The sequence below is a fragment of the Ciceribacter sichuanensis genome (assembly GCF_024055605.1).
Lineage (GTDB): Bacteria > Pseudomonadota > Alphaproteobacteria > Rhizobiales > Rhizobiaceae > Allorhizobium > Allorhizobium sichuanense.
Genome location: NZ_JAMXLX010000009.1, coordinates 143,320 through 168,757 on the forward strand (window position 1 = coordinate 143,320; position 25,438 = coordinate 168,757).

A 25,438-nucleotide genomic window follows, 5' to 3' on the forward strand; every position below is an offset into this window, starting at 1 on the left:
GTCAGTCCAGCCTCTCGATGTTCTGTGGCGTAAGGCGGCCCGCGATAAGGTCCGAGAAGGCCAGCATGTTTCCTCGCAGCCGGCCACGCCGGTCGATCCACGGTTCCGGCTTCCAGATTTTCACTATGTTGGCGACCAGGTTGCGCCCCATCTGAACCCAGGCGTGGCGGGCTGTCATGGTCTCCTTACGCATGAGGTAGATCGGATTGGCGATTTGCGAGTAGCCGAACCTCACGCCGGAAGTGCGCCCGACCTTCGTTCCCAGATGAACGCCGACAAGATGGGGTGAGGAAACGACACGGCCGTGTCGTGCGGCGATCCGGCTGAAGTCCACGTCCTCGAGCCATCCGTAAAGCGGCAGGTTCTCGTCGAAACGCAGCCCGCCGATCCGAACCGCCGACATGCGCACGGCCATGTTGCAGCCATAGCCGGTGTAGGTCGGGGAAACTGGGAGGTGTTTACCCTTCGGACGTCCATGGGGCCGCAGCATCTGCCAGCCCTCGGTCACGGAAATGCCGGGTCCGGTGATCCCGTCCGCTATGACATTGCCGGTGCAGATATCGACATCGGGATTGGCCGCAAAGATCGCCTCTGTCTGTTCCAGATAGGGTGGAGCCATGAGGAAATCGTCATCAAGGAAAACGACAATATCGGTTTCCGGAACGGATTCGAGAATATGGTTGCGTTGCCGGCAGCTGCCTTTTGCCGAAACGAGCACCCGGACCGGGCAGGGCAGGCGCGACAGCGCCTCCCGGTCCGCATCCTCGATGGACGGCACGCAGACAACGATCTCGTCCGGCAACCGGGTCTGCCGGGCGATATGCGGGGTGACAGCGGCCAGTATATCCCGTCTGCCTGCACTGGGTATTCCGACAATGAGCCTGAACTGGTGAGAGCTGGCGGTTGCAGCACGGCGTTCGCCGATCTGGTCCAGGGCATTTGTCATCAGCTTCCGTTCCTTCGTCGGTATGGGCCTAACCGGCCGCATGTCTTCGCCGTGCGTCGCTCCGGTTGGAAATGACGCCCAGCAGGGCGATGCGGGACTTGCCGAAGGCCGACAGGGCGTCGGCAAGACGTTCGATTGTCATCTTGTTGGAATTACCGAGAACGAGAATGATGCCGTCGACATAGGTGCAGATGGCTCTCGTATCGGCGGAGTCCTCGAAGCCGGACATATCGACGATGATGACCTTGTAGCGCCGGCGCATCTTCACGATGGCTTCCTTCAGCGTGGTCAGGTGGCCGTAGCGCTGGTTAGCGGCGGAAGCCAGCTTGGCCTGCTCCACTGTCACCAGCGGGACCGGGTTCGTGTCGCCCGCGTCTTCATCGATATCGACATCGTCCCTCTCGAGTTCCGAGACGGCCGCACCGCGGATACCCTTGCCTGCCGACGAACGGCTTGGCTGCAGAACCACGGGCTGCTCGCCCAGGAAGGAGAGTTCGACCGGCCTCACAGCGACATCCTTCGCAGCGCTTGCCGCAAGGCGAGAGAGCCGCGAGCCGATGAAATCGGCATCGACCAGAAGGACCGATTGCCCCTCGTTCTGGTAGAGCTGTGCAAGGTTGGTCGCGATCGTCGTCTTGCCTTCACCAGGGCCGACCGAGGTTACGCCGATCACGATCGAACCGTTCGCCGGGATGATCGAGTCCAGGGAGTTCTTGACGCTTCGCAGGGCCTCGGAGAAGCGCGAATACGGCATGTCGAGCACTGATCTCAGCGGCAGCATCGTCGTCGGCAGGGGCTTTCCGGCATTGCCGCCGTCAAGTTGGGGTCGGTAGACCGGAATGCTCCCGAGCGAGGTGATGCCCAACTCACGCTGCAACCTTTCGCCGGAGCCGGCACGGCGGTCGAGCCCGCTGCGCAAGATCGACGCCATGAGCCCGCCTGCAAAGCCGAGCACTGTGGCGAAGGGCAGGATGATCGAAGGTTTCGGCCAGATCCTGCCGAAGGGTGCTGTGGCCGCCGTCACGACACGAGCCTTGCCCAGCGGGAAGGACTGCGTCTGCATGGTGCCGACATATTGCTGGAGGATGCTTTCATACAGGCGCCGGTAGGTGTTCGCCCGGCTTTCCATTTCGGAAAGCTCCACCCGCGCGATGTTCTTGTCCGCCCCCTTTTCCGTGGCGTTGGTGAACTGCTCCTCTGCGAGTTGCTCGCGGGTGCGCGCGGTTTCGACGTTCGAGCGATAGATGGCCTCGATCTGGCGAAGCTCGCCGTTGATGGCTGCTTTCATCCGGGCAATTTCGTCCTGTGCCGCGATGATGGCGGGGTTGCCGTCATTGTAGCGGCTCTTCAGGTTTTCGAGCTTCGTTTCCGCGAGGCGGATATCATCCCGCAGTTTCTGGATCTGCGGGTTGTTGGCGATCTCGTCCATATTGCCGTCTGCGGACTTGCCTTCGATCAGCCTCGTCAGCGTGGTGAGCTTGGCGGATTCAGCGGCGGTTGCCGCCCTTGCGGCGAGCATCTGGCTGCTGACCTCGGCTAGCTGTTGCTGGTCGAGCGTGGAGGAATTGGCCATCGCGGTGATGTCGTGCTTGTTCCGGTATTCTTCTGCGGCCAGTGCCGCTTCCCGCGCCTTGCGGCCCACCTCGATCAGCCGGCTTTCCAGCCAGCTGGCGCCGCGCTTGGCGGCGTCCGCGCGATCGTTCAAGCCATTGCGGATATAGGCTTCCGCCAAGGCGTTTGCCGTTCTCGCCGCCTTCTCCGGATCGCCGGATGTGTAGCCGATCTCGAGTACGTAGGATTGACCGACACGGCGCACCGAGACGCGGGACAGGAAGCCGCCCATCGTGCGCCGCATCAGTTCTTCGTCCGTGGTTGGCTCTTCTTCTTCGTCGGTTCCGCCGGTGAAGATACCGGCTACCGACGTCACGAAGCCCTTCAGGGCAGACTTCAATGAACGGGAGTTGATGATTTCCGGATCCTCGGTAAGTCCGAGCTTATGGATGACGGCCTGGGCGATCGCTTCCGACTTGACGATTTCCACCTGGCTGGCGATTTCCGCGGCTTCGATGATGACGGTGCCGGTGGCGGCATCCTGCGAGACGATCCTGCCCTGTTCCGGGTCCATGACCAGACGTGTCGTCGCCATATAGGTGGATTTGGAATTGAGAACGTAAATGCCGCCCAGTACCGCGCCAGTTGCGGTGCATGCGGCAATGACGATCATGTTCCTCTTCAGGAAATTGAATATATCGCGGAACGAAATGTACTCTTTTTTCGAGACGTCCTTCTTTTCGAGGTGCGACACCGTCTCAATGTTTCCAAACTCATGGAATCCCATTTACGCCACCCTGTTGTTTTTATTGCCTGCCCCACTGAACTGATTACTGCGACTGCTGCGGCCGGCTGGACAATTGCAGCGGGCCGGCCAGCCCCGCGGATACGTCGTAGCGAACATCGAGAACGTCCCCCGGCTCGAGTGTCGCCGTCTCCGACACCTTGGTCGGCGAACGCACGTCGTTGCGGCGCGTGATCCAGTATTCCATCGGCTGGATCTCCAGCGCCTTCATGGCGTTGTAGCGGGACAGCGAGGCGCCGCTTGCCTGCAGGAGCTGCAGGGTCGTGGCCCGCTTCAGCTTTGTGTCGTCGATTTCGGCCTCGACCGTCTGCAGGTCGCGCCCTGCGTCCGTGCGGTACTGTCCCTTCAGCGCGATCGCGTCGCGCTGCGTCTCGCTCACCTTCTGCTTGGCGCGCATGGCGGCGACGACGAGATCGAGCTTGCCGCTGCTGAGGTCGGCGACCACGCGTTCAAGCGAGGTTTCGCGGGATTTCGCCAGTGTTCCGGTATCGACGAGCGATGCGATGCTGGCGAGTTCCTGCTGGGCGATCTTGATCTGGCGCTCCTGCACCGCGCTCTTTTCCTCCAGCACCTTTATTTCGTTCTGGAGCAGGGCCTGCAGTTCATCGAGCGAATCCAGCTGCCGTTTCAGGGCTTCGGCACGGGCGACAAACAGGCTGTTCTCGCTTTCCGTAATCAGCCGGCCGGTGCTCTGGTCCCGGGCATTGAGAAGCTCGGGCGGGAAGTCGACGGTCGGGCTTCCCTTGAGTTCCGCCGCAAGCCTGGCCCGGCGCGCCGAAAGCTGCTGGAGAGACAGGTCGTAGCGGTTCAACTCGCCGGCATAGCGGATCTGTTCCAGATCGTTGGAGCCGTTGGGGTTTGTCCGGCGCTCTCGTCCGCCAGCCATTGCAATGGCCTGCATGACGGTGAGACCTGGCCGGAATTCAAGCTCTCCGGGCCGGTCGACCGCGCCCGAGACATAGATCATCGGATATTTCATAACCTCGACCGTTGCGACCGGAGGCGAGGCAAGACCGGTCTTTTCCTTCAGCGCACGGGCAATGCGATCCGCCATGTCGGTGGTCGTGTCGTCCACGACGACCAGTTCGCCGATGAGCGGGATCGAGATCGTTCCGAGCGGCGAGACGGAGTATTCCCCGTTGAGCGCCGTCCATTCCTTGTATTCGCCCGTCGATGCGACCCATTCGACAATCGTGACTTTCACTCTTGTCTGGGGACGCAGGCGATATCCGTCGCCGGAAGCGGCCATGGCGCCGCCCGAGGAGAGGACAATATGGAGCAATCCCGTCAACGCACAGACGAGCAATAGGCTTCTGTTTCGGGATGTAAGCTGCCGCTTTCCAAAAGATACAATCGGCATGAACGCGCCTCGCAATTTCGGCAACACAGGACCTGTCGGGTCTGCCCTTCAGGTTCGAACGTAAGGCCAGGCCTCTGATCGCCGATTGTCGGCTCAAAGCGATGCGAGTAAATCCCCTGCGTGTTGCGGTGACGCTACTCCCTTAGGGTAGAGGGGCCTAAGCCTTCACCTCGAACGGATGAAGGCTGATCGGTGGGAGCATCGTTATCCTGTCCGATCAGCCAGTTCAGCCGCCTTCGTTCCGGTCCATTCCTCACTTTGACTATGTCCGCAGCCCTAAGGTGGTCCTGTGCCCGTCGCGTCCGCCGCTTCTATGATGCCCTTAACAATTGTGCGTGAGGGAAACATGCGGGTAGCGATCGTTCATTACTGGCTCGTGTCGATGCGGGGCGGGGAAAAAGTCGTCGAGGCGCTTTGCGACATGTATCCGGAAGCGGACATCTTCACGCTGGTCTGCGATGAGAAGAAGATTTCCGAAAAGATACGCCGCCACAAGATCACGACGTCCTTCCTGCAGCGGATACCAGGTGCCACGCGCTACTACCAGTCGCTGCTGCCGCTGATGCCCTTCGCACTCGAAAGCCTCGATCTTCGCGGCTACGACCTGATCATTTCAAGCGAATCCGGCCCGGCCAAGGGCATTATCCCGCCGCCCCATGCGGCGCATGTCTGCTATTGCCATTCGCCGATGCGCTATCTCTGGGATCACTATCATTCCTATCGGGACAATGCGGGGCTGGCTGCCCGGATCACGATGCCCGTGCTCGCGCCTCTGCTTCGATCTTGGGATGCCAATTCCAGCCTGCGGGTGGACCGTTTCGTCGCCAATTCCCATCACGTCGCCGGGCGTATCCGTAAATATTACCGGCGGTCCGCCACGGTCGTTCCGCCTCCTGTCTCCGTCGAGGACTTCGCGCCGGTAACCGGCGTCGAGGACTTCTACCTCTGCGCTGGCCAGATCGTTCCCTACAAACGGATCGACCTGGCTGTCCGAGCCTTCTCGAAGATGGAGCGCAAGCTGGTCATCATCGGAGAGGGTGCTAAGGGGGATGTGGAGGCATTGAAACGGATTGCAGGGCCAAGCGTGACCTTCATGGGCCGCACGGCCTTTCCGGTGCTCAAGGCCCATCTCGCCCGCTGCCGAGCCCTGATTTTTCCGGGTGAGGAGGACTTCGGCATCGTTCCGGTGGAGGCCATGGCCAGCGGCCGGCCGGTGATCGCTTACGGACGTGGCGGAGCCCTTGAAACCGTTATCCACGGGCAGACCGGCATACTGTTTGACGAGCAGTCGGTCGAGGCGCTGATCGAGGCGGTCGAGACGTTCGAACAGCAGGAACGTGGCTTCCGCGCGGAAGCTATCCGCATGCATGCGGCTCGTTTCAGCCTCGCGAAGTTTCGCGCCAGCATGCAGAAAATCATCGATGACGAGCTTGCGGCAAAACAGGCACCCGGTGCGAGGGAAACGGGCATGGTGGCTGCGCCATATCTCTACAACGACGACAGGCCGGTTCCTCTGCATTGATCAGGGTATCGGGAGTGGGGAGGGGAACGATGAACCTGATGATGAGACGCTACATCGCGCTCGACAGGCACGGCATGGGAGGAGTGGGCAAGCTGCCCGGGAAGGCCGCCGGTCTTCCGGCTCTGCTGTTCTATCCGATCGAATATCTTGTTTTCTACGCCATCGGTGTTTGTGTGCTGATGGTCGTGCTGATCCTGCTCGCTGCCCGGTGGATGGTTCGCCTGCAATAAGGAGAGTTGCCGCGACAAGAGCGTGCGAGCCAAGCAAACCAGGTATGGTTCGACGGTCCGGATTTCGCACGTTGAAAAACGTCGCTTTCTTGCCGGCGCAAAAACAGAGGGTTGCGTGACTGCCTCTCCTTGAGGACAAGCGTCCACGCAACCCTTGTATCTTTCATGTAGTTTCAACGTGAGTTTCGATCCGGCGGGTGGACCATTGTGTCCCGCCCGCCGGTTTCCGGATCATCTCAGCTTGAAGGCGACTTCCGTGCGGTTGGTCGCGTTCAGTTTTTTCATGATGTTACGGATGTGAACCTTCACGGTGCTTTCACAGAGGTTCATCTCATAGGCGATGATCTTGTTGGCCTTGCCGCGGCGCAAGGCCTCTGCAACTTCGATCTCGCGTGGTGTGAACGCCTCGTTGGAGTAGGTCGAGCCGGTTACCATCGAACTCAGTGCCTCCTTCCTGGCGAGAATGCTGCTTGCGGGAATGAAAACGCCACCGGCTCGCGCCAGGGCGATTGCCTCCGCCGCAACGCTGATGTTGACGCTTGTGGGAATGTACCCGCAGGCGCCGGATTCCACGGCCTTGAGGATGTCCCCGAGATCGTCGGAATCGGCGATGACGATGACCGGGCTCTGCCTGAAGGCATCGACCACGCCGGTAATCTTTTCACAGGCCCCGCTCTCGGTGAGCTTCTTGCTGCCGAACACCAGCAGGACCGCCGAAGGTTGATCGGACATATGTCGCTTGCGCCATTCCTCGACCGACCCCGTCGTGACGATGTTCATCGCCGGGTTGTAGATCGAGAGGCTCCGCGACAGGCATTCGCGATCAAGCGCCCGCGGATCGATAATCAGTATATATTTCTCCGATTCCGAAGCTGGTGTGACGCTTTCCGAAATTGAGTGAATATAATTCAAGTCTGCCTTTTGAAGAGATGCGATTTTATCGGGAAGTGCAGTGTGTGTATTCATCGTTCTTCTCCTGTCCCTGTTATGTTTTGCATTCTTCTTCTACGTCGTCAGGGCAGTAAATACCTGTGCCATTTTGACCAATTGTCTGAGGCGTTATCGAACGGATATCTGTATTTCTGGATGACGACGGTTAAACGTTTTCATAAAATTATATCGACCGCATTAACGTGAGTTAATTTATAGTCGTAATAGGGTAAGAATTACTGCGTAATTTGCGTGTGGATTATGCTTTTAATGAAAGTATTACCCGAAGTGATTAGTCCGGAAAACTAAATATAATACCGTGCATTAGGTATCGTAATTTCGCGCCAAATCGATGCTGGGCGATATATTTTACAAAAGTTTCGGGGTCTGGCTGGTTAGCCCATGTGGCCTGCCAGATAGGAAGCGTCGAACTCGATGAGTTCCTCAAGCTTCCTCCGGTTCAGGAACTCGACAATCCCGTTCCTGAATGAAACGAGGCCGTTCAGCCTCATGTCCTTGAGGACACGGTTGATATGGACTGTCGAGAGGCCTACGGCGTCGCCTATATCCGATTGCTTGAGCGGGCATTCGAAGCCATCGAAGCCGGGTCTGGTACTCACGCCCGAGCGGGTCGCGAGTTCGAGCAGCAGGTGGCCGGTTCGCTCAAGAGCATCACGCCGGCCGATATTGGCAAGGCGCTCCGCCATCCGGGCCTGGCGCTTCATCATTTCGATGATGATGATGAGGGAAAGCTGCGAAGAGACGTCGGATCCCTTGCCCGTCAGCTGGCCGACGAATTCATAGCCGGTGACAGGCGAGACTGCTTGGACGCTTTCCTGTGCCAGCGCGGCCGAAACCGAGGAGAGCATGTCGCCGCCCAGAGCAAACTCCGTGACGATCCTTGTGCCGTTGGACAGGTTCTTGCTGGAGATCACCCACCCGCTTTTTATGAACAGGATTCGCGAGCTGTCATTGTCGGGTTCGAAGATGGTGGCACCGGCGGGGAAACTGCGCAGAAATGCTCCACTGAGTTTCGGCCCATGTTTACTGTACTGAAATGTTACCGCTTGTCTGTCGTTCGACAGATTCCCGTTACTCATTCAAACGCCCACCCAAACTACCCCTTTTGATGGAGAAAAAGTGTATCAGCAAATAATAAGATAAGAAAGTGACTTGCACGCGCTAAAATTGTTGTCAATTTTAGTAAAAATCTAAGGATTTTTCACAATTGAAACGACAATAAGTTTTCAATGGACAAATATTAGTTTGTCCTGAATTAAAATGTTATTTCATGAAACGGTGATTATGCGCGACCGATGACGTGCGGGCTTGCCCCAAAATGGGCCTTTCGCTGCGTGAGGTGTCAAAGATTATTTTGCATGCCCCGCACGCTTTCGAGCGCTTCGACGAGTGTTGCGCCATGCCTGTCCGGGTCGATTCCATCGGCCACGGCGGCCGTCACCAGCGCCGCGACATGGGGTGGTGACGCCGTCTTGCCCCCGGCAAAATAGGTTTCGCGACCAACAGACCGGAAGAAGCTGGCGACCTTGCTATCCCATCCCAGGCCGACATGCGGCACGCCGAGTGAATAGGCTGCGATACACGCATGCAGCCGGTGAGCGACGACCACGGAGAGCGATCGCAGAATACCGATGACATCCTCGGGCAGCTGCGGGCGTTCGATCAGGTCGATCACGCCGGTGGCACGGTAGAGTATCATGTCCTCGTCATCGAGGATCTTCTCGGCAAATCTCTGGTCCTCCCTCGCGCCATTGGTAAAAAGACGGACGGAATAGCCCTGCCGGGCCAGAAGACGGATAAGCTCGCGATATTCCGCTGCCGTCCTGAAGCAGATATCCGGCGAACGCCTGCCAGCGTGGCGCATGAGAATGACCGGGTCCGTTACGCAGATGCCGACCTTGCCTCCGGTTCGGTCGAGATCCTCTACCTGCTCGAGAAAATGGGCAGCGAGCAGACCGGGATCGGGAACTATGGCGGGGGTTGGCCCCTCTCGAAAATGTCTGTTCCAGTTTTCGAGCGCCTTGCCGTCGCGAACGGAGAGGTGAACGAGGTCCGTCTGCTGGACGAGGCCGAATAGTTCGCGCGCCTTGACCGACCAGTCTTCGCCGACGCCGACGGCATAGATCGCCAGCGGCTTGCCGCTGCGACGCACGCAATCCAGCAGCGTGCCGATCTTGAGCGGGAAGTTCAGGTCGTCATCCTGAAAAAGGTTTCCGCCTCCCAGCACGACCGCATCGACGGAAGCAAGCTTTCGGCTCCATTCCTTTTCGAGCTTTTCAAGCTTGGGCCGGAGAATGAACGCGACCGCGAGACGACGGGCGAAGGAGGGCAGGGCGTGCAAAACATGGATGGCATATTGGCGATGCTGGTGGGTGGTGCCGAACCCGGTGCGTCCGGCAAGGTCGATCGTCTCGACCTGCGTGCCGGCGTCCATGGTCAACGCGTTTTCGATGCATTGGGCGAGAATGCCGTCCCCAAGGTTCTCGCTGTATTTGACGTTGAAGACCAGGATCTTCATTGGCGTCCATCCCGGATACCCGGAAAGCCATTGAAACTGCCGGTGACGGGAAACGGCCTCTCCACGGACATGCGCTCGCCTGCAAGGGCGGCAACGCTTCCGGCCAATATGTAGAACATCAGTCCGAGATCGTAGACGGTGCCGGAAATACAGGCCGCAGTCAGCAGACCGATCAGGCCGGTTTTTGCAGCACGTATCGTTGCCCCGGTGACGTCCTCGTCACGGGAGGTGGGTTGCGACCGGCCGATCAGGATGGAAAAGACGAATAATCCAAACAGCGCGGTTCCGGCGATGCCCAGATTGGAAAGCAGAACGAGAATATAGCTCGAGGCGCGAGCGCTTCCGAGACCGGCTCCGAAACCATTGGTGTTGAGGAAAGCCTCGTGGGCCATGGCATTCCACATGAAGCGTTCCTTGCCCGACTGGCTCTCGGCCTTGGAAAGCAGCATTTCGTCGAGGAAGTCACCCAGTTGATCGACGAGGCCCGGGAAGACGACGAATGTCGTGAGGATGGCAAGCGGAATGATAGCGACACAGGCGGCGATGAAGACCGGCCGCCCTTCTCCTGTCGAGCCCCGCATCGTGCCGAGCACTGCGCGTGTCCACAGATAGGGTACCACCACGCCGACGCCGATGAGAGCCGTTGCGGATGTCGACAGCAGCAGCGCCACCAACAGCGCCAGGGACAGGATGCCGGTGTCGCGTGTGCGCACCCGGTCGAGCCAGAGGCTCGCCATCACGGCAAACAGCACGAGCGTATATTCCGAGAAGGCCGAGGCCTCAGGAAACGTTCCCGAGATACGTTTCAGGCCGCCTTTCTCGGAGGCGGTGAGGAGGGCGTAGTTTGCCGTACGGACGAAGCTCAGCAGGTATTCCGTGCCGGTGAAATAGGTGACGACATCGATCACCGCGAAGCCGAGGTCCACGGCGGCAAGCAGGAGGATGGCCTTGATCAGGTGCTCCGGTTTTCCAGCGTGGCGAAAATAGGCGAAAACCGCAGCGAAACAGACAAGGCCGCCCAGAGCGTAAACGGTCTGGGTGATGTTGTTGGACGAAAAGCGAAGCGGTGTCAGCGCAATCGTTGAGCGCGTGCTGCTCACGCGTTCCACCGTCATCGTGTCGGTCATGCCTTCGAACAGTCTCGGAAAGTAGATCGCACTCAGCAGGCCGAAGGCCGTCAGCAGCAAAAGCCAGAAGCCTGCTCGCCCCGGCTGCATGGACACAAGCAGCGGGCCCTCTCCGGCGGCCATGAGCACCCGAATGGCGAAGAAGACGAGAAACAGGCTTGGCACAAGCACCGTCGGTCCGCCAAGCGCCGGAAGGCCGATCGCCGCCGCAGCGCCGAAGACCGTCGAAACCACCATGATGGTGAAGGCCCAGGTGGCGGGCGCCGCGAGGATCACGCAACCCACCAGGATGGTGATCAGTCCCATCAACTCAATACCCATTTGGTCCTCGTCCCGTCCGGCGGATCATCGAAGGGCGCCGGAGGCAAGAAGCCATTCCGGCAACTCCCGCCCGCGTCCGGAAACTCGGCATCGACGGGCATTCAAACCTCAGTCTTCGCTCAACTATCTGTGAGCGCTCGATAATTTAGCATGGAAGGAAAGCCCCTGTATTTACATCTGCGCTTAAGTCTTTTTCGGTAGGGACCGATCCGAATTCGGTTCTATGCGGCTAGGTGATCGGCGCGATATGCATTTGCCATGTCGTACTTCGAGCAACGATACGCCAGCTTCCGGTGTGGTTTTGGACTTCGTGGAGGTTCGGGCGGTTGGGTTGCGGGATTGGCCCTGGCAGCTTTCCTGCTGGTTCCGGCTACGCATGCCGAAGAAGCCGCTTCAGGCGACAGCGGCGATGGCATCGACCTCACCGCCATGACGCTTTCCTTTTCCGAGGAATTCGAAGATCTCGACGTTTCCGAATGGGGGCCGGGAACTCGCTGGATCGCGCATACGCCGTGGTCCGGAGATTTCGGGGGCGCACGTTTTGCTGCGCCCAAGGAAGGCTTCCCTTTTACTACGGATGAGGGGGTGCTTCGCATAGAGGCCAGCAGCGACGCAGAGGGCGACTGGCGGTCCGGCATGCTCGCCTCTGTCGATACCAAGGGTAACGGCTTTGCCCAGCAATACGGCTATTTCGAAATCCGTGCGCGCCTGCCGCTCGGGTCCGGCGTCTGGCCGGCTTTCTGGCTGATCGGCCGTGACCGTTCCAAGGCGACTGCGGAAATCGATGTGCTCGAGTTCTACGGTGATAAACCGGAGGCTTACTCATCCGTCGTCCATGTGTGGCACAAGGGCGGGGAACACTATTCCAAGGGCAAGCGCGTCGAGGTCTTCAAGGATGCCGACCCGACCGAATTTCATACCTATGGCGTAAAGATCGATCCGGTATTCATCCGGATGTATTTTGATGGCCGTCTTGTCTGGAAGACCGAGACACAGCCGGAGCATCGCCAGCCGATGTACATGCTGATCAATCTTGCTCTGGTCGAGGAGGGCGTCAGGGCTCTGACCCCCGATCCCTCCTACATGTATGTCGACTATGCCAGGGCCTACACGCTCGACTGACCCCGAGCCGTTATCTTCACCATGAGCGCAATTATCAGAAGCGGGCCTGCAGACTGCCGGCAGCATGGTCTCTTTCCCGCATGTGTTTGTTTTCCCTTGCCTCCAATGCGATCGCATCGGGCGTGTGGTGCCTGGCGACGATAGTGCTTTCGGCCAGCCGAATGGGTGGACGAGGGGATAGCGGAGGGGCCGGATGTGTCCCGACTGGCCGAATGACTTAGTTCACAGGTCCCTATCGGTCTCAGGGTTCACCCCAATGACCAGCTTTCCATTTCTCCCCGTCGTGAAATTCTGGCCACGGGGGAAAGCCGCAAGCCATGCTCGTTTTGGCGGAGGCATGTGAAGTTTTCCCGTCGATGCGTGTTTCGGACCATCCAGGTAAGGGGGAAGCCGATGAGTTACACCACAGGTTACGGAATGAACGGCGCCAGTATCGCGCCGGACGGAGAGTTCCGGAGAAGAGTTCATTACGACAGGCAACGGAGCATCCATGATATCTTCCGTGACCATGCTCATTCGAATCCCGATGCACGGGCGCTGGTCTTCGGTAGTTCCTCCCTTACCTATGGCGAACTCGACCACCTTTCGGATGCATTGGCGGCCTACCTGCTTTCGTGTGGAGTGGGAAAGGGCGAAGTGGTCGCCCTGCTGGTTCCGCGCGCGCTTTCGACGGTGGTTGCCAAGCTTGGCATCCTGAAGGCCGGCGCTGCCTATCTTCCCGTCGATCCGGCCTTCCCAGCGGATCATCTGGCCTATGTCATCGGCGAGTGCGCGCCAAAGGTCATTTTCACCGATTCCGCGCACGGGCCTGATATCGAGCTGCCTACTGCCGGTGCGGGCAAGATCGTCGATCTCTCCGCGCTTCTTCCCACGCTGACGGCCGGAATTTCCTGCACCTTGCCGGAGGTCGGCGGAGCGGATCCGGCCTATGTTATGTATACGTCCGGCTCGACCGGCCGTCCCAAAGGGGTCGTCATTCCGCACAGGGGTATCGCGCGGCTGGTGCTCGACCAGAACTATGTCCTCTTCGATCATGAGGACGTGGTCCTTCACACGGCAACGATCTCGTTCGATGCCGCGACATTCGAGATCTGGGGCGCGCTTTTGAACGGCAGCGCTCTGGCCGGCATGCCCGCCGGCAGTTTCTCGCTTGCCGAGCTTTCCAACGTCATCCGCGAAAACGGGGTGACGGTGATGCTGCTGACAACCGGCCTGTTCAACCTTTTCGCCGATCATGCGGTTGGAGACCTGCCGAGCCTGCGCCATGTCTTCTTCGGTGGCGAGGCGGGTTCGGTCGAGCATGCCCGGCGTTTCCAGAACGCCCATCCCGGCTGCCGCCTCACCAATGCCTACGGCCCGACGGAGGCGACGGTCATTGCGACGACCTTTACCATTCCGGCGGGTTTCGACGCAAAGGACCTGCCGATCGGCAGCGCGATTGCCAATACGGACCTGCTCATCCTTGATGAAAACCTGCGTCCGCTTCCGGCGGGTGCCGAGGGGCAGCTTGCGCTGGCCGGCGACGGGCTGGCGATCGGCTATGTCAATCGTCCTGACCTGACTGCAGAGAAATTCGTCATGGTGGAAAGCGGCGATGGCGACGCGGTGCGCTGCTATCTGACCGGCGATCTCGCGACAATGGGGGCCGATGGCATGCTGTTCTTCAGAGGGCGGCGGGATCGGCAGATCAAGATCAACGGCAAACGCATCGAACTCGATGAAATCGAGGCAGCGTTGCGCCGAGACCCTCGGGTTCTGGATGCCGTTGTCGCCTGCCACGAGCAGGGACCATCCCTCAAGCGGATTGTCGCCTATCTTCACCCGCGCAACGAAAGCGATGTCGATAATCCGGGCTTTCTTCCGGCGGTGATGGAGAAGCTGCGCAGCGCGCTTCCGGCCTACATGATCCCCAGCGCCGCCATGGTTCTCAAGGAATTTCCGCTGACGCAGGCCGGAAAGACGGACCGGGCGAAACTGCCGTTACCACCCGTCGAAAGCGCAAAGCCGGAGGCTCCGGGGAGCCGCAGCGAGGAAATACTGACAGGGCTCTGGCAGGAGGCTCTCGGCGCCGCCGAGATACCTGTCGATCGCAATTTCTTCGATCTCGGCGGGACCTCGCTTCAGCTCCTGAAGGTCCATGCGGGGCTGGAGGCCGAACTCGGGCGCAACGTCGATGTGATCGCGTTGTTCAAGCATCCCACCATTCGCGAACTCGCGCGCTTCCTCGATGGCAGGACGCCGCAGGCGTCCAGGGGCATGACGCCGGACCAGAGGGCAGCATTGCAGAGACGGACCGCATCCAATTTCCGCAGGAGTTCCACATGACGGAAGACGATCAGCCGCTCAATATCAGGTCGGGCGAGAGTGACCACGAAGAATTTTATGCACCGGATGGAATTGCCATCGTCGGCATGTCCGGTCGTTTCCCCGGCGCACCCAGTGTCGAGGCCCTCTGGCAGCTTGTCGAGGAGGGGCGAAACGGCTTCGTCACCTTCTCGCCCGACGAGATCGAGGATGCTTTTACCGATGAGGAGCGCGCCGGCGCGGACTATGTCGCAGCCCGTCCCTTCCTTGCGGATGTCGAAGAGTTCGATGCTGAATTCTTCGGCATGTATCCGCGCGAGGCGGCGGTGACGGATCCGCAGCATCGCGTTTTCCTCGAAGTCTGCTGGGAGGCGCTGGAAAGCGCCGGTTATGACCCTTATGCCGACACCGGCCTTGTCGGAGTTTTCGCCGGCTGCTCCATGCCGACCTACCTCATCAACAACGTGCTTGGTGACAGGTCGAAGACCGAGGAGTTCACCTCGAATTACCAGATCGGTTGCTTCAACCAGATCGTCGGATCGGTGGCGGACGCGCTTGCGACCCGCATCGCCTACAAGTTCAATCTTCGCGGTCCGGCGTTTACGCTGCAATCGGCGTGTTCCACGTCGCTGCTCGCCATTTCCCAGGCCTGCCAGAACCTCCTGACCTATAGCTGCGATATGGCTCTCGCAGGCGGGGTGTCTATCACCCTGCCGCAGAAGCGGGGTTATCTCTATCAGGAAGGCGGCATGGTCTCGAAGGACGGCGTCTGCCGTCCCTTCGATGCGGAGGCCTCCGGCACGGTGTTTGCCAGCGGTGCCGGCGTCGTGCTGCTCAAGCGGCTGGAAGACGCGCTTCGCGATGGCGATCGCGTTTATGCTGTCATCCGCGGCTACGGAGTGAATAATGATGGTTCCGAGAAGATCGGATTCACCGCCCCCAGCGCCGAGGGGCAGGCGGAAGCGATTTCGGCTGCGATCGCCCATGCAGGCATAGATCCGGCCACCATAGGCTATATCGAATGCCACGGCACGGCGACACCGCTTGGAGATCCGATCGAGTTTTCCGGTCTGAAGGGCGCCTTTTCGGGCGTTGCCCGTGGTCAGGGCACATGCGCGCTCGGCTCGGTGAAGGGAAATGTCGGCCATATGGACGCTGCTGCCGGCGTCGCGGGCGTCATCAAGACCGCCCTCGCACTGCATTACGGCAAGATCCCCGCAATGCCCAACTACAAGACGCCCAATCCGCGGATCGATCTGGAACGCAGTCCCTTTTACATCCCGACGACTACGGCGGATTGGCCGGACGGCGAAACGCCCCGGCGCGCCGGCGTGAGTTCGTTCGGCGTGGGTGGCACCAATATCCATGTCGTTCTGGAACAGGCGCCAGTTCGGGAACAGGCCGCCGTCGAAGATGGGGAGGGGCCGTATATCCTGCCGCTTTCTGCTCGCAGCGAGACGGCGCTTTCCGCCATGCGCGGAAACCTGGCCGACTACCTGGAGAAGAACACCGGCCTGCCGCTGTCAGGGGTTGCCCGCACGCTTCAGGAGGCGAGGCATCCTTTCGCCCATCGCGTGGCCGTTGTCGCTGACAGTGTAGACTCTGCCGTGGAGCAGCTTCGTTCGGAGAAGGTCAGCACCAATGTGGCGGCTGATGTCGCGCCGCCCGTCGTCTTCATGTTCCCCGGCCAGGGCTCGCAATATGTCGGCATGGGGGCGGGGCTTTATAAGCGGGAACCGGAGTTCACCCGCTGGATCGATCGCGGTGCCGAAGTGCTCAAGATGACATACAATGTCGATGTCCGCGATTATCTCTGCCACATGGGGCCGGTCACCGAAGCCATGGCGGAGGAACAGCGCGACACCCGGATCGCCCAACCGTGTCTCTATCTGGTCGAGCATGCGCTGGCGCGGCTGTGGATGAGCCGTGGCCTCAAGCCCGATGCCATGATCGGCCACAGCGTCGGCGAGTTCGTTGCGGCGACGCTTGCCAATGCCATTTCCTTCGAGGATGCGCTGACGCTGGTGGCGACCCGCGGGAAGCTGATGCAGAAGCAGCCGCAGGGGGCGATGCTCTCCGTTCGCGCAGCACCCGACGTGCTGGAGCAATACCTGCGTGGCAGCGCCGAGATCGCCGCCATCAACGCGCCGAAGCTCTGCGTCGCATCGGGGCCGTTCAAGGATATCGATGCCGTCTGCGTCGAACTCGAGAAGGCAGGCATCGCCTTCAGCCGGCTGCATACATCCCACGCCTTCCATTCCGCAATGATGGAGCCTTGCATCGACGATCTCAGGGAGCAAGCGGCGAAGGTGACCTATGGAACCGCGACCATTCCCTATATTTCCTGCGTGACCGGGAACTGGCAGACGGATGAACTCGGCCGGTCTGCCGACTACTGGGCGCGGCATTGCCGGGAGGCCGTGCGGTTCTCCGACGGGCTCTTCACGCTCTGCAAGGATCAGAAGCCGGTTCTTCTCGAAGTCGGCCCCGGACGAACGCTTTCGGTGTTCGCCTCCCAGACCATCGGCCGTGGCGGTGTCTCCGCGATCATTCAGTCGATGCCGGAACATGACCGTGCCGATGCGGCGGTAGACATGCTCGCGGAAGCGCATGGCAAGCTCTGGATGGCAGGCCGGGAACTTCCCTGGCCGGCCCTTCCGGCGGGAAGCGAGCGTAACCTGCCTCTGCCTACCTATCCCTTCCAGCGCCAACGCCACTGGATCGACGCGCCGCCATCCGCGCGACGCGCCGCCAGTGCTGCGGTGCTTCAACCCTCAATGCCCTTAGTAGAATCCAACGGCGAGATAGAAATCATGAGTACTATCAGCTCTTCTCCGGCTGCAGTTGCAGCCCGTATTCCCGAACTGGAAACGTCGCTGCTTGCTTTGCTCAGCGACATGTCCGGAGAAACGCTTGACGCCGAAAGCAAGGCAAGCACCTTCCTCGAACTCGGTTTCGACTCCCTCTTCATCGGGCAGTTCGCCCAGAAGATCGACAAGCAGTTCGGCATCAAGATTTCGTTCCGGGAACTGTTGAGCAATATCCCGTCGGTCGCCGATCTGGCCCGGTATCTGGATGGCGCGATGCCGCCGGAACCCGAGCGCGCGCCGCAGCCAGCTCCGGTCGCGGCGGCTGCTCCTGCCATCGTATCCCAACCTGTCGCAGCGGCTCCGGCAATGGCGGCCGCCATGGTCATGCCCGCAGTGTCCGTTCCTGCCACAACGACGCAGCGCGGCAGCAGTCTCGACTCCAGTCTTGAAGCAGTCCTGCAGTCACAGCTCAGCCTGGCGCAGACGTTGTTTGCGCAACAGTTCCAGGTTCTCCAGGCAGCCGGTGCCGCTTCAGGCGTTCCCGCGGCCCTGCCGGCTGTTCAGCCTTCCTTTGCCCAATCCGCTCCTCAGTCGGTTGCTGCAACACCTGTTGCAGCAACGCCGGTGCCTGCATCGGCCGCCTCGACCGAGGATCAGGGAGAAATCGGCACGGAACGTATCAAGCTCTATCGTCCCGGCACAAAGAGCAACGCTCCAGAACTGACGCCGGAGAAGAAGGCATTCATCGATAACATCATCGCGACCTATGCCGAACGGAACAAGGGATCGAAGGCCTTTACCGAGGCTAACCGCCGGCGCCATGCCGATCCGCGCACCGCATCCGGTTTCCGCGCCGACTGGAAGGAGATGATTTTCCCGATCGTTTCCAACCGCTCGAAGGGCTCGCGCATCTGGGACATCGACGGCCACGAATACATCGATCTGGTCAACGGGTTCGGCCAGACGGCTTTCGGCCATTCGCCGGATTTCGTGGTCGAGGCGATGAAGAAGCAGATGGATGCCGGTTTCGCCATTGGTCCGCAGACTCTGCTTGCCGGCGAAGCGGCCGAACTGGTCTGCGAACTCACGGGTCATGAGCGCGTGACCTTCTGCAATACCGGTTCGGAAGCCGTCATGGCCGCAATGCGCGTGGCGCGCGCCGTTACCGGTCGCGAGCGGATCGTGATCTTCGCCAATGACTATCACGGTCAGTTCGACGAGGTTCTGGTGAAGGGCCGCAATCGCGGCGGCAATCCCGTCGCGCTGCCGATTGCGGCCGGCATTCCGAACAGTTCCGTCTCCAACATGGTGGTCTTGCGCTATGGCGCGCCGGAAAGCCTCGACTGGATCCGTGCAAATGCCGACGATGTCGCTGCTGTCATCATAGAGCCGGTGCAGAGCCGTCATCCCGAACTCAGGCCGCAGGAATTCGTCCGCAGCCTCAGGGAAATCGCGACCGCATCGGAGTTCGCCCTGGTGTTCGACGAGGTCGTGACCGGCTTCCGCGTTCACTCGGGCGGCATGCAGGCCGTCTGGGGTATCCGGGGCGACATGGCCACCTATGGCAAGGTGGTCGGCGGCGGCATGCCGATCGGTGTCCTGACGGGCAACAGCCGCTTCATGGATGCGCTCGACGGCGGTTACTGGAATTATGGCGACGATTCCGTCCCGATGGTCGCTCCGACCTTCTTTGCCGGCACCTTCGTTCGCCATCCGGTCGTGCTGTCGGCCGTCAAAGCGGTGCTCGAACATATCAAGGGCGAAGGAGCCGCACTTTACGACCGCGTCGCAAAGCGTACGGAAGCGCTTGTCGCGGAGATCAACTCCGATCTCGAAAAGCGTGGCATAGGTCCGGTCGTCAACGGCTACAAGAGCTGGTTCTATACGGATTTCAGCAGTCTCGATCCGCTGGGCGGGCTGGTCTATCCCATCATGAGGATGAACGGCATCCACACGCAGGATGGCTATCCCTGCTTCCTGACGACAGAGCATAGCGAAGCGGATTTCCAGGCAATCGCCAAGGCCTATCGCGATGCGGTCGATGCTCTGCAATCCGTGGGCATTCTGGCGCCGAAGGGCGTCAGCGTACCGGCGGTTACCAGCGATGCGCCGGTCAGGAAGATCGCCATCGCAGCCGAGCGGCCTCAATCCGCCCCGCTGACAGAGGCCCAGTCTGAAATCTGGCTCGCTGCCCAGCTTGGCGAAGAGGCATCCTGCTCCTTCAACGAGTCCTTCACGCTGACCCTTGACGGTTCTCTCGACCAGGCCACTTTTCTCAAGGCGCTGAAGGAGGTCATCGACCGGCATGACGCCCTGCACATCCGCTTCGACCGCAACGGCGAGCGCTTCAGCTTCATTCCCGACTTCGATCTCGGCGTCGATATCATCGACCTGTCGCAGGAAGGCGATGGGGAGGAAGAGCTGCGGGCGATCATCAGTGATGAGGCGCATATGCCCTTCGATCTGGTGCAGGGGCCGCTGGCACGGGCAAAACTCGTCAAGCTCGGCACGGACCGGCACACCTTCGTCTTCACCGCCCATCACATCGTCTGCGATGGCTGGTCGATGAACGTGCTGGTGGAGGAACTGTCGGCGGCCTATTCCGCCCTGGTGCGCGGCGAAAACCCGCAGTTCGATCCGGCGCTTTCGTTCGCTACCTATGCGACGGATCTTGCGCCGGATGCGGAGGTCAATCCCGATACCCAGAAGTTCTGGCTCGACCAGTTCAAGGATATTCCGGAACCGGCGGAAATGCCGTTCGACCGTGCCTATCCGGAACAGCGAACCTTTGCCGGCGGAACCTGCACGGGGAAAATCGGGGCCGATGTCTACAAGGACCTGAAGAAGCGCGGTGCGCGCAGCGGCGCAACGCTGTTCTCCACCCTGCTTGCCGCCCTGCAGGTGATGGTGGCCCGCCTGTCGGGACAGCCTGACGTGGTGATCGCCGTCCCGTCTGCCGGCCAAAGCCTACTTGACGGCCAGACCCTTGTCGGCCATTGCGTCAACCTCCTGCCGCTTCGCCAGATGGTGGAGGCATCCAGCCCCTTCGAAACGCATCTGAAGGCGACGCAGCAGCTCGTGCTGAAGGCGTTCGAGCATCAGGATTATACTTACGGCACGCTGGTAAAGACGCTCGGGGTCAAGCGTGATCCGCGCCGCCTGCCGCTGACGGGCATCCAGTTCAATCTCGAAAGGGTCGCCGGCAATGCGGAATTTTCCGGGCTGACGGCGAAGATGGAGCCCAATCCGAAGGCATTCTCCAACTTCGACATGTTCCTCAACATGATCGAGGGAGCGGACGGCATCCGCATCGATGTCGACTACAATGCCGACGTGCTCGATCGCGAGACTGTCGAACGCTGGGTCGGCCATTTCGTGTCGCTGGTCACGGCGCTGGCGAAGGATATGGAACAGCCGATCGCCGCCCTGTCGCTCCTGTCTTCCCAGGAAACCGACTGGCTGGTCCATGGCTTGAACCAGAGCACGGTCGATTATGACCGGGATGCCTTCGTGTTCTCGCTGTTCTCCCGCAAGGCAGCTGAACATCCGGAAAAGGTCGCGGCCGTTCATCGTGGCAAGACGATCACTTATGGCGAACTGGATCGGCAGTCGAACAGGCTTGCCCGTCACATTGGTTCTGTCGTCTCCGGTAAAGGGCAGCGTATCGCGCTTCTGGTCGACCGGTCGCTCGACATGCTGGTGGCGCTCCTCGCCATCATGAAATCGGGCCATACCTATATTCCGCTCGATCCGGGTCATCCCGAACCGCGCCTGCGCCAGACGCTGGAAACGGCTCGTCCCGTTGCGATGATCTGCGACAGTGATGCTGGTGCTGCACTGGCCGGCAATGGTGTCGCCATCATCCGGACGGACAGTGGTGCAAAGGCCATCGGTAGTCTTTCCGGTGATGCGCTGGAGAACTTGCCGACCGATACCGAAACGACGGCCTATGTTATCTTCACCTCTGGATCGACTGGTACGCCCAAGGGTGTCGCCATTTCCCATCGTGCGCTGACCAACTTCATGCTGTCGATGGAGAAGGAACCGGGGCTTGGCGCCGATGATACACTCGTCGCGGTGACCACGATTTCCTTCGATATCGCGGGGCTGGAGCTTTACCTGCCCCTGATCGCCGGCGCCAGGGTGGTGATTGCAGACCGTACACAGGTACAGGACGGTTTCGCCCTGGTCCGGCTGGTCGAGGAAAGCAATGCCACGGTGCTGCAGGCCACGCCGACACTCTGGCAGATGCTGGTCGAGGCTGGCATGGGCAAGACGATGCGGCTGAAGAAGCTCTGCGGCGGAGAACCGCTGCCGAAGGATCTGGCCCGCACCCTCGTTCGAATGGAAGGTGAACTCTGGAACATGTATGGCCCAACGGAAACGACCATCTGGTCTTCCGTGCAACAGGTTCTCGACAATGACGCTCCCGTCACCATCGGGCATCCGATTGCCAATACGCAGCTGTATATTCTCGATCAGGACGGCCGGATCGCTCCGGTCGGCGTGACGGGCGAGCTGCATATCGGCGGCGACGGTCTGGCCCAGGGCTATTTCGACCGCCCCGACCTGACCGAAGCGGCTTTCGTCCAGCGTGATGTTGGCACGGGCGGTATGCAGCGTCTCTACAAGACGGGCGATGTCGGCCGGCGTCTCGCCGACGGTTCCCTGCAATTGCTCGGTCGTCGCGACAACCAGATCAAGCTGCGTGGCTTCCGGATCGAGTTGGGCGACATCGAGGCGGTGATCTCTGAAGTCGAGGGTGTTCGCCAATGCGCCGTCGTCGGTGTCCGCAACAGCAAGGGCGACGTCTCGCTGGTCTGCTACTATGTCACCGAACCCGGTACGTCCGTTCCCGATGCCGCAGGGCTTGCGGCGCTGGCCCGGGCGAACCTGCCGGCCTACATGGTGCCGGCGGCATGGGTGCTGGAAACCGCATTGCCGCAGACCGCCAATGGCAAGCTCGACCGTAAGGCGCTGGAAAAGCGGGATATCCGCCAGCACGAGGCTGCCGCCGCCGCAACCAAGGTCAAGCCGCGGACTGAGATGGAGACCAGGCTCTGGACCATCTGGAAGGGTGTGCTGGATGTCGAGAACATTGGTGTCGAGGACAATCTCTATGCGCTGGGGGCGGACTCGCTCACCATCTTCCGCATAGCCGCCCGCATGCTGGATGCCGGTCTGCCGCTGGAGGCCAAGCATCTGCTTCGCCATCCCTCGATTGCGGAACTCGCGGCCTATGCCGAGGAGCAGAAGGACGCGGCACCGGCCGGCATGACCTACCAGATCCCGTCGCTGAAGGACTTCCGTAACGGTGCGCGTCGCCGAGTAGAGAGTGTGTCATGAGTCAGATGGAAAACACGACAGTCGCTTCGGGCTCCGAGCCCGGCTTCATCGCAGAATTTCCGTGCACGCAGACGCAGTTGCGCTGCTGGGTTCTCGATCAGCTGAAGCCGGGCAATCCGGCGCTGAACGTCGCCGTTCGCTGGGAAATCCGGGGAGCCTTCAAGGCTTCCACGATCGAAGCAGCGTTCCGCAGGATCATCCAGCGACACGAAGTTCTCAGAACCCGCTTCGTCGAGCGGGCCGGCCGGCCTTACCAGCAGGTGGTCGAAGCGGTCGATTTCCGCATGTCGGTTATCGATCTCAGGAATATGCCAGCCGCGCAGAGGGAGCAGCGCATTCTCTCTATCGGTGAGGAGACGGCTTCGGCTCCCTTCGACCTCGGAAAACCCTGCCTGTTCAGGGTCACCCTGCTGATGGTGGAAAACGACCGCGCATTCATCCTGATCACGGCGCACCAGAGCTGCTTCGATGGCTGGTCGATCCGCGTCCTGGGGCGCGAGGTCGGGGAAATCGCCGCTGCGATCGATGCGGGCCGCCAGCCCGTACTGCCGGACCTTCCGCTGCAATACGGTGATTTCGCTCTCTGGCAGGACGAATATCTGGGAAGCTACGGTTTCGAGACGGAAAAGACCTTCTGGAAGGAACAACTGGGCAATGCGCCCTATTTCGAGGTTCCGACCGATCATCCGCGGCAGGCGATCAAGAGCAATAACGGGAACATCCTGTCCGTCGTGAGACCGGCGGATTTCGGCGAACGGATCGAGAGGGCAGCCCGCGAACAGCGCGTTTCGCTTTACGGTTACGGCGCTGCCATCATGAGCTCGATGCTGCATCGCTTCACCGGCGCGAAGGATATCCTGTTCGGAACGCAGATCGCCGGCCGGGATCACTCCGACCTGGAGGACCTGATCGGCGTCTTCATCAACAACCTTGTTCTGCGTTTTCCCGTTTCGCCCGATGTCTCGTTCTCCGAGCACATCCACGCAACGAGCGAGATCGTTACCGCTGCTCTCAATCATCAGCGGATGCCGTTCAACAAGCTGGTCGAAATGCTCAATCCGGTGCGCGACCCTTCGCGCAATCCGCTGATCTCGGTGAACTTCAATTTGCAGAAGGCGTTTCTCGAGGACCGGCGCTACGGGGATTTCGAACTGATCAGCGCTCCGTCGCAGTCGCCCGGTGTCATCTACGACCTGAGCTTCATCATGATCGGTCGTCCGTCCGGCTGGCGCATGTCGATCGAATACAACACCGATCTCTTCGATCGCGGCACCATCGAAGGTCTCCTGCAGCTCTGGCAGGACATCTACGAGCTGGCGCTGGAACATCCGGATGCGCCTCTTTCGGCCTTGCGGGTGCCGCCGCGTGGCGGACAGGTGGCGGACGTTCCGGTGATCGAGCTGTCGCGGTTCCGCCCGGCGCCCAAGGAAGTCGAGGAGGCCTCTTCGCCGGAGGACACTTCCGCCATGTCGGCGGCGCAACGCATCACGGCGCTTTCCGAGATCTGGGCTAATGTGCTCGAACTCAAGACAGTCGAGCCTGAGGGCGATTTCTTTGCGCTTGGCGGGCATTCCCTGCTCGCACTTCGGATGCTTTCGGCCGTTCGCGAGCGCTTTGGGGTGAAGGCGGATCTCGCGCTTCTCTTCAAGGAGCCGACGCTCAAGGGATTTGCGCATGCGCTGTTCGGTGACGATGAAGGCGAACAGGGCGAAAGCCCCAGGCGCTCGCCTTGGGAGATGAGTGTCTACAAGACCGGGACTGGCCCCTGCTCCGTCTACACGCTCAACAATCCGTTCCTCTACTATCGCCTTGCGAACGAGTTGGACGATTCGATCTCGGTCTATAACGTCAACATGTTCGGCGCCGCGAAGGATCAGTCGACGGTCGGGGCTTCGCTGCAGGACATTGCGGCGCAGGCGATCGAGGCCATGCAGCTTGGCGAGCATCGCGGACCTATCGTCATCGTCGGGCTTTGCGTGAACGGTGTACTGGCGATCGAAGTGGCCCGCCAGCTGCGGGACGCCGGGGTCGATGTCGCCTTTTCCGCCGTTATCGATTCCTGGGCGCCCGGCTATTTCCGGTCGCTGCCGAAGTCCCGCCAGCGCTGGTGGAACACCGAAAAGCGCATCAAGCGTCTCGGCTATTTTATTGGCAAGTTCCTGTCCGGTCGCATGCGTCTGATGGTTTTTCTCAAGGAATTCAACCTGACCCTGAACCTGATGCGGAAGCTCGGGATCGAGGGGGCGAACTATACGCCGGAGGAAAGCTCCAACGCTCTAGTGACCGATCTGCTGGTGCAGGCCGCCCGTGATTACAAGCCCGTGAAGGGGGGAGCCACGCTGCTTTTCCGCAGTCAGGCCAATCATCCGCGTGCCGGAAGGCTTCGGTTCGGATGGGGCGATGCCGCCGGTCAGGATGCCGAGGTTATCGATCTCGACGGCTGGCACGAGGATTCTCTGACCATGGACGGCATTCGTACCCTTGCGCTCTCCGTCGAAGACAAGCTTCTGGCTGAACGGTTCTGA

13 protein-coding genes are annotated in these 25,438 nt (G+C 60.4%); 6 read left to right on the forward strand and 7 right to left on the reverse strand.

Going from position 1 to position 25,438, the window contains the following annotated elements; all coding sequences use genetic code 11:
* Position 1 precedes the first annotated feature (1 nt).
* The 3 genes from NBH21_RS22215 to NBH21_RS22225 are packed head-to-tail and all read right to left on the reverse strand — an operon-like array spanning position 2 to position 4,584.
* Entirely contained in the window at positions 2-946 is a 945-nt protein-coding gene (locus tag NBH21_RS22215; protein ID WP_250915124.1) for a glycosyltransferase family 2 protein, read from the reverse strand.
* Positions 947-974: 28 nt separating this feature from the next.
* The gene (locus NBH21_RS22220) at positions 975-3,284 is read right to left on the reverse strand and encodes a GumC family protein (protein WP_280924995.1); all 2,310 of its coding nucleotides are present in this window, start codon (positions 3,282-3,284) and stop codon (positions 975-977) included.
* Positions 3,285-3,327: 43 nt separating this feature from the next.
* Positions 3,328-4,584, reverse strand: a complete 1,257-nt coding sequence (locus NBH21_RS22225) for a polysaccharide biosynthesis/export family protein (RefSeq protein WP_250915126.1) — start codon at positions 4,582-4,584, stop codon at positions 3,328-3,330.
* A 424-nt stretch (positions 4,585-5,008) separates the two neighbouring features.
* Between NBH21_RS22225 and NBH21_RS22230 the strand changes: the two genes are divergently transcribed.
* Positions 5,009-6,184 (forward strand): glycosyltransferase, encoded by a 1,176-nt coding sequence (locus NBH21_RS22230; RefSeq protein ID WP_250915127.1) that lies wholly within the window; start codon positions 5,009-5,011, stop codon positions 6,182-6,184.
* A gap of 29 nt (positions 6,185-6,213) precedes the next feature.
* Positions 6,214-6,414, forward strand: a complete 201-nt coding sequence (locus tag NBH21_RS22235; protein WP_250915128.1) for a hypothetical protein — start codon at positions 6,214-6,216, stop codon at positions 6,412-6,414.
* Positions 6,415-6,645: 231 nt separating this feature from the next.
* Here NBH21_RS22235 and NBH21_RS22240 read toward each other — a convergent pair whose 3' ends face one another.
* The 4 genes from NBH21_RS22240 to NBH21_RS22255 form a co-directional block, all read right to left on the reverse strand.
* On the reverse strand, positions 6,646-7,326 hold the full coding sequence (locus NBH21_RS22240) for a response regulator transcription factor (RefSeq protein ID WP_250915129.1): 681 nt from the start codon (positions 7,324-7,326) through the stop codon (positions 6,646-6,648).
* Between the two features lie 413 nt (positions 7,327-7,739).
* Positions 7,740-8,279: a Crp/Fnr family transcriptional regulator gene (locus NBH21_RS22245; protein ID WP_250915130.1), complete on the reverse strand. Its 540-nt coding sequence runs from the start codon at positions 8,277-8,279 to the stop codon at positions 7,740-7,742.
* Positions 8,280-8,707: 428 nt separating this feature from the next.
* Positions 8,708-9,883: a polysaccharide pyruvyl transferase family protein gene (locus NBH21_RS22250; RefSeq protein ID WP_250915131.1), complete on the reverse strand. Its 1,176-nt coding sequence runs from the start codon at positions 9,881-9,883 to the stop codon at positions 8,708-8,710.
* Complete coding sequence (locus NBH21_RS22255) at positions 9,880-11,331, reverse strand: hypothetical protein (protein WP_250915132.1); 1,452 nt, start codon at positions 11,329-11,331, stop codon at positions 9,880-9,882. The genes NBH21_RS22250 and NBH21_RS22255 overlap by 4 nt, the downstream gene beginning before the upstream one ends.
* A 339-nt stretch (positions 11,332-11,670) precedes the next feature.
* On the opposite strand from NBH21_RS22255, the gene NBH21_RS22260 reads away from it, so the two are divergent.
* The 4 genes from NBH21_RS22260 to NBH21_RS22275 all read left to right on the forward strand — a co-directional run bounded on the left by NBH21_RS22260 (position 11,671) and on the right by NBH21_RS22275 (position 25,438).
* Positions 11,671-12,453, forward strand: a complete 783-nt coding sequence (locus NBH21_RS22260) for a glycoside hydrolase family 16 protein (protein ID WP_250915133.1) — start codon at positions 11,671-11,673, stop codon at positions 12,451-12,453.
* Between the two features lie 393 nt (positions 12,454-12,846).
* Positions 12,847-14,778, forward strand: a complete 1,932-nt coding sequence (locus NBH21_RS22265) for a non-ribosomal peptide synthetase (RefSeq protein ID WP_250915134.1) — start codon at positions 12,847-12,849, stop codon at positions 14,776-14,778.
* Entirely contained in the window at positions 14,775-22,913 is an 8,139-nt protein-coding gene (locus tag NBH21_RS22270) for a non-ribosomal peptide synthetase/type I polyketide synthase (protein WP_250915135.1), read from the forward strand. The genes NBH21_RS22265 and NBH21_RS22270 overlap by 4 nt, the downstream gene beginning before the upstream one ends.
* Positions 22,910-25,438 carry a condensation domain-containing protein gene (locus NBH21_RS22275; RefSeq protein WP_250915136.1) on the forward strand — a complete coding sequence of 843 codons (2,529 nt, stop codon included), beginning with the start codon at positions 22,910-22,912 and terminating at the stop codon, positions 25,436-25,438. Before NBH21_RS22270 ends, NBH21_RS22275 begins: the two co-directional genes overlap by 4 nt.

Excerpts from the sequence above, each read along its gene's own strand:
- NBH21_RS22215 (WP_250915124.1), bottom strand. The coding sequence starts at position 946 with ATGACAAATGCCCTGGACCAGATCGGCGAACGCCGTGCTGCAACCGCC.
- NBH21_RS22265 (WP_250915134.1), top strand. The coding sequence starts at position 12,847 with ATGAGTTACACCACAGGTTACGGAATGAACGGCGCCAGTATCGCGCCG.
- NBH21_RS22230 (WP_250915127.1), top strand. The coding sequence starts at position 5,009 with ATGCGGGTAGCGATCGTTCATTACTGGCTCGTGTCGATGCGGGGCGGG.
- NBH21_RS22255 (WP_250915132.1), bottom strand. The coding sequence starts at position 11,331 with ATGGGTATTGAGTTGATGGGACTGATCACCATCCTGGTGGGTTGCGTG.
- NBH21_RS22250 (WP_250915131.1), bottom strand. The coding sequence starts at position 9,883 with ATGAAGATCCTGGTCTTCAACGTCAAATACAGCGAGAACCTTGGGGAC.
- NBH21_RS22235 (WP_250915128.1), top strand. The coding sequence starts at position 6,214 with ATGAACCTGATGATGAGACGCTACATCGCGCTCGACAGGCACGGCATG.
- NBH21_RS22275 (WP_250915136.1), top strand. The coding sequence starts at position 22,910 with ATGAGTCAGATGGAAAACACGACAGTCGCTTCGGGCTCCGAGCCCGGC.
- NBH21_RS22220 (WP_280924995.1), bottom strand. The coding sequence starts at position 3,284 with ATGGGATTCCATGAGTTTGGAAACATTGAGACGGTGTCGCACCTCGAA.
- NBH21_RS22270 (WP_250915135.1), top strand. The coding sequence starts at position 14,775 with ATGACGGAAGACGATCAGCCGCTCAATATCAGGTCGGGCGAGAGTGAC.